At 39.6% G+C, this 5448-nt stretch carries 8 protein-coding genes; 3 read left to right on the top strand and 5 right to left on the bottom strand.

Going from position 1 to position 5448, the window contains the following annotated elements; translation table 11 throughout:
* Nucleotides 1-83 precede the first annotated feature (83 nt).
* Together L4C39_RS00175 and L4C39_RS00170 are read right to left on the bottom strand one after the other, a co-directional pair.
* Entirely contained in the window at nucleotides 84-392 is a 309-nt protein-coding gene (locus tag L4C39_RS00175) for a transposase (RefSeq protein WP_017054517.1), read from the bottom strand.
* A 195-nt stretch (nucleotides 393-587) separates the two neighbouring features.
* Nucleotides 588-1271 carry an FRG domain-containing protein gene (locus L4C39_RS00170; protein WP_429743720.1) on the bottom strand — a complete coding sequence of 228 codons (684 nt, stop codon included), beginning with the start codon at nucleotides 1269-1271 and terminating at the stop codon, nucleotides 588-590.
* A 260-nt stretch (nucleotides 1272-1531) separates the two neighbouring features.
* Between L4C39_RS00170 and L4C39_RS00165 the strand changes: the two genes are divergently transcribed.
* Together L4C39_RS00165 and L4C39_RS00160 are read left to right on the top strand one after the other, a co-directional pair.
* Entirely contained in the window at nucleotides 1532-1774 is a 243-nt protein-coding gene (locus tag L4C39_RS00165) for a type II toxin-antitoxin system Phd/YefM family antitoxin (RefSeq protein WP_429743718.1), read from the top strand.
* Between the two features lie 7 nt (nucleotides 1775-1781).
* Complete coding sequence (locus tag L4C39_RS00160) at nucleotides 1782-2072, top strand: type II toxin-antitoxin system RelE/ParE family toxin (protein ID WP_429743717.1); 291 nt, start codon at nucleotides 1782-1784, stop codon at nucleotides 2070-2072.
* A 744-nt stretch (nucleotides 2073-2816) separates the two neighbouring features.
* On the opposite strand, the gene L4C39_RS00155 is transcribed toward L4C39_RS00160, so the two are convergent.
* Nucleotides 2817-3443, bottom strand: coding sequence for a hypothetical protein (locus tag L4C39_RS00155; protein WP_371731145.1), 627 nt, complete (start codon nucleotides 3441-3443; stop codon nucleotides 2817-2819).
* A 237-nt stretch (nucleotides 3444-3680) separates the two neighbouring features.
* Here L4C39_RS00155 and L4C39_RS00150 point away from each other — a divergent pair, with 237 nt between their 5' ends.
* Nucleotides 3681-4100, top strand: a complete 420-nt coding sequence (locus L4C39_RS00150; RefSeq protein WP_429743715.1) for a BLUF domain-containing protein — start codon at nucleotides 3681-3683, stop codon at nucleotides 4098-4100.
* A gap of 772 nt (nucleotides 4101-4872) precedes the next feature.
* Here L4C39_RS00150 and L4C39_RS00145 read toward each other — a convergent pair.
* Together L4C39_RS00145 and L4C39_RS00140 are read right to left on the bottom strand one after the other, a co-directional pair.
* Nucleotides 4873-5091 (bottom strand): hypothetical protein, encoded by a 219-nt coding sequence (locus L4C39_RS00145; RefSeq protein ID WP_429743714.1) that lies wholly within the window; start codon nucleotides 5089-5091, stop codon nucleotides 4873-4875.
* Nucleotides 5092-5233: 142 nt separating this feature from the next.
* Nucleotides 5234-5448 (bottom strand): hypothetical protein (locus tag L4C39_RS00140; RefSeq protein WP_429743713.1); only part of this gene is annotated, 215 nt, incomplete at its 5' end.

The raw sequence follows: 5448 nt of genomic DNA, 5'->3' as shown, positions 1-5448 counted from the left end.
ATAACCACTCGGGGACACACCTAATGCACAACACATAAGAACAACGGCATACTCACCCACATAACTTTCGATAAACTCGTACTTCACTCTTGCTGCTTCGCGAAGTACGCCGAGACCTTCTTTAGGAATTCCATTTCATCTTTAAGTCGCTTGTTCTCGCGCTTAAGCGCTCGTAGTTCTTCGGATTCTTTCTTGGAGTAATCAACACCGTCTAAGGTGTTAAACTGTTTATCAGATAAGCGGTTAAATTGACGCTTCCAGTTAGCAATTTGTTGGGCGCTGACGCCCAACTCTTTCGCAACGGATGCGGCTGTGCGACCTGGAAGCTCGGACAGACGAACTGCTTCTTTGCGGAATTCTTCGGTGTACGCTGGATTACGATGTTTAGCCATAAATCACCTCTCAATTAGACCCTAGATCTAACTTAGTAAAGTGTCTACTAAACGTGGGGTACTCGGAGTGCTAACGCCCAATTAAGGTGCGACAACGCTATGACACATCAACTAAACCATTACACCGTAAACACAAAATTCAAACCGGAGTGAAATCGCCAAGCGTTAGGAGTCACTCTTAAATTGTTTGTTAGGTTATAGTTCTAATTTTTCTTTGACTCTAGCCACAACACCTTCAACTCCGGGATATATAGACAATTTGTGAATGCCTAAAGTACTCAGTTCAGTTTTGATTCTCAATTTGAACTCCCCAGGTATGACCACCCTGTCAAATGGCCGTGTATCTCTTGTATCGTAAGTCTCTATACTGGGAACATCTAACTGATAACGCCCTATTGGGAAGCAAGCAAAACAACTTTCTTGCGCTGTGATTCTAGGGTCAACATGTATTGGATAAAAGAATTTAACGGTATCCGACATCAAGTCAGGAAACTCATAGCCACAAATAGAATCAAACCCCCACACAACACCATCATTCAGGTTTGTAGAATCTTCAACCGCGAAGTAAAGTGCCTTTAAAGGATTACTCGTAAAATCGAGAAGTCTAGTTGGAAGTCCGTGATGTTGAGCATAAAGTATCCAATCAGTATATGACAAACTCGCCCCATCGAAATATGGATAACCATATTTCTTAAATTCAGAAATGATATCTTCCTCAATCTCTAGAATACCTTCAAATACACTCAAAGTAACTCGACCAAGTGAAGGTATCAAAGGCCAATCTTCTGCCTGCCCCCTAAATAACTCTGGTGGATTTTTTCTAAATACGTCCAAAAATTCTGATATATTTTCAATTCTGTACTCAACAGCCTTCATCATTTTTTCCAATAATATCGTGAAACTAGTCACTACAACCTTTAACCTAACGCCGCATTAAGGGGTGAACAACGCCACCACCCAACCTAAAGCATTGTACCTTAAACACTAAATTTGAAGTAGAAGCAAAAATGCCAAGCGTTGAGAATCCTTCTTAAATGCTTTGTTAGATTACCTTTCGCACATATCGCACGATTTAATTAAATTGAACTTTTTGCGCGATAGACTATAATCTAACTGTAATTCCACTTTGGAGATTGACCATGCATACATTAACAGCAAATGATGCCAAACGTAATTTCGGAGAGCTGCTTCTCAACGCTCAACGTGAGCCAGTTAAGATAAGTAAAAATAACAAAGATGCCGTCGTGGTGATGTCGATTAGAGACTATGAAGAGCTCGAAACTATGAAAGCCGATTACATCAAGCATTGCTTTGAGTCTGCAAAAGCAGACTTAGCCCAAGGCAATGTAGTTGATGGTGAAAATTTCCTAAAAGCGTTGTAAGTAAAGTATGCAATATAAACTAAGTAAATTAGCACAGGCTCATTTGCACAAAATCAAAAATCATACAGTTACGAACTTTTCCGAAATGCAGTGGAACACATACAAAAATACACTTCTTACTGGATTTCAAATGCTCGCTGAAAACCCAGCAGTAGGCAGAAACTGCAACGATTTATATCAAAATGGATTTTATTTCCCGATTGGTAAACACACAGCGTACTTTACCAAGGAAGACGGCTTTATTTTAGTCGTTGCAGTTCTTGGACAATCGCAACTTCCACAAAACCATCTACGATAATTACCACACCCTAGCATTTTGAGTTAGGGTGCAATTTTGATTGGTAAACTAACGCCGCGTTAAGTGGCGAGCAACGCTACCACTGCACTCAAGACATTATGCCATAAACACTGATGCATATCTTTGAACTAAAGCCGCCAAGCGTTGGGAGTCCGTCTTAAACGCTTTGTTATATTGCCCGCACGATAGAGCTAAGTTTAGCGCCAAGGTGCTGAATTGGTTGTAAATCTACTGGCCTTGAACTCAGATGTAAAACGGATAGTTCGAAACTCAACCATAAACAACAAAACGCACTTGGCTAAGAAACGAAACTAGGCAAAATTTGAATTGTTCTGTTAGCCAGAATGACAAAGAATTCGAGCAAGAAACCTGACAGCAAAGTGCGCTGAAGCCACGATTTTCAATGAAGTTCCCACCAAAAAGAAACCGCGCAAAATAAACGTGAGCCAACAAAACTTACTAACGAGGAGACTTGCGTGACGTTGCAGCTAAATTAGCCGACAAACTTTCTACGTGCGATGGGCATTTTGGGGCATTTTTCACGAAATGAACAGGTGTGTAGCTCGAACGCAGAACAAAGATAAACGGATAATTTAACCCTTTGAATTTTATGCAATATAACGCCCAATTAAGGTGCGACAACGCTATAACACCAAACTAAACCATTGCGCCGTAAACACAAATTTCAAATCGGAGTAAACTCGGCAAGCGTTAGGAGTCACTCTTAAATTGTTTGTTATGCAACTATTCTAACGCGATCTCTTTACCAAACAGTACCTTTAGGAATTCTGCTCCACTTTCATTCAAATAGTAATCAGGTACAGAAGAACCATACATTGCTGGTATAACAATATTAACGAGACCATATGAAGCTAGCGTATGACCAACTTCTTTGCATGTATGCGCTTTTTCTTGCAGTTTAAGTAACTTAAACTGGTTTGCATTTAAGCCATTTACTGAGGTCGAAAATTGCATAAATTTCTCATAGTCCAAACACCCAATGACATACTTAGCAAAAACCTTCCCTAACATTTCAGGCTTATCAATATCATCCGAAGCGTTGATAAGCAGAACCAAATTATCATTTACTTTAGATTTGTATGTATTGTCACTTTCTAATTTAATGAAAAAATTGTCTCTTTCATTTTCAGGAACTTGATTCAAAGCGAATACAAACTTTTGCAGTTTTTTAACTAACATGTAGTCACTGATGCTTAGCCCAAAGTCTTTCAGCTTAACTAAAGTCCCTAAAATGGGAATATCCTTTAATAATCCATCATCGAACTGAGAATCTAGAAGTGTTTCTCCTAGGTCTAAAAGCGCATCTGAAGCATCCTGCCGATTCAGCGTATTTACTAAGCCATTTTTCATAATTTACTCCAGTTGCATAACGCCCAATTAAGGTGCGACAACGCTATAAAACCTAGACTAAACCATTGCGCCGTAAACACAAAATTCAAATCGAAGTAAAATCGTCAAGCGTTAGGAGTCACTCTTAAATTGTTTGTTAGCTTAATATTTGTCAGTGATAAACCCTGCTCTAATTAGCAAATTCTACTATATAGATTATATTTGATAGTAACGTTTAATAAAAACAAAGTGGTAGCTATGTTCCTAACTCGATTAATTTATGTCAGCACTCTTTCAAAAGACTGCGATTTGAACGCTTTAACAGACATTCTTACGACATCACGCGAACACAACAAAGAAGCTAACATCACTGGACTACTAAGTCATAATCAGAAGTACTTTTTACAATGCCTAGAAGGTTCAAGAGAAGCTATAAATGATACATACAGTCACATCGTAAATGACAAACGACACAGTAAAGTCACCATTCTCTACTTCAAAGAAGTACATTGCCGTGAATTTGGAGACTGGTCTATGGGCGATATTCCTCAACCTCACTTAACTGCATTACTTAACTTACAATTTTCAGGCTCTGACCAATTCAGCCCTTACGATATGTCAGGTGAAAGCGCATATTTAATGTTACTAGAATTAAAGCAGAACCTACCGTCGGAATAGAACTTAAGCTAACGCCGCGTTAAGTGGCGAGCAACGCTACCACTGCACTCAAGACATTATGCCATAAACACTGATGCATATCTTTGAACTAAAGCCGCCAAGCGTTGAGAGTCCGTCTTAAACGCTTTGTTATATTGCCCGCACGACAGAGCCAAGTTTAGCGCCAAGGTGCTGAATTGGTTCCAAATCTACTGGCTTTGAACTCAGAAGTAACACAGATAGTTCGAAACTCAATCATAGATAACAAAACGCACTTGGCTAAGAAACGAAATTAGGCAAATTTGAGCAATTCGATTAGCTAGAATGACAAAGAATTCGAACGAGAAACCTGAAAACAAAGTGAGTTGAAGCCACAACTTTCAATGAAGCCCCCACGAAAAAGAAGCCGCGCAAAATGAACTTGAGCCAGCGAAACTTACTAACGAGGAGACTTGCGTGACGTTGCACCTAATTAACCGATAAACATTCTACGTGCGATGGTCATTTTGATGGCAACTTTCACGAGACGAACAGGTGTGTAGTTCGGACGCAGAACAAAGATAAACGGATAATTTAACCCTTTGAATCTTATGCAATATAACGCCGCGTTAAGTGGTGAGCAACGCTACCACCTTACCTAAACTATTGTGCCGTAAACACTAAAGCTGAATCAAATCGAAAATGCCAAGCGTTGGGAATCCGTCTTAAACGCTTTGTTATGTGCGTACTTTCAACGACCTCAAACCTAAGTGTGCAATCTAAAGTTAAATAAACTAGAGCTTGTAATTTTTATTCAATACCAATCAACTTCCCAACCAGACTCTTCAAAGTAGCTGTTTAAAGCGAGATAATCCTCCACCCAATCATCGTAGCAATTGTTGGACTTCTGGCTAAAGGATTCAGATACAGAGATGATATAGCCACCTGAACTCTCAGAATCATCGATGACTAGGACTTCACAGCCTAAATCATCGCCTTGAACAATTTTTCCAGTATGCCCATTTTTTATCATTAGACCTCCAAGCACATAACGCCGCGTTAAGTGGTGAGCAACGCATAACACGGCACCTAAAGTATTGTGCCGTAAACACTTAACCTGAAGTAAACCCAAAATGCCGAGCGTTGGGAATCCGTCTTAAACGCTTTGTTAGGCATTAGCCCACCTTTGATTTCGGAGGGTTCTCTAAGTAAGCCGCCCGATACTCTTTGAAGTAGTACTTTTCCATTTCATTCGGATTATCGACAATAACAAAACCAAGCCTCAAACCACCATAGTTATCGATAATATAGCGATAAAAACAACCACTAGAACCTGTCGCTAAATGCTTTGCGTACTGAAGATATCTACCTTTAATAGATTGTTTAGTTT

Origin of the sequence: Vibrio clamense (genome assembly GCF_050337905.1) — a bacterium.
Taxonomy (GTDB): domain Bacteria; phylum Pseudomonadota; class Gammaproteobacteria; order Enterobacterales; family Vibrionaceae; genus Vibrio; species Vibrio cortegadensis.
This window is presented reverse-complemented; position numbering and strand designations above follow the sequence as displayed.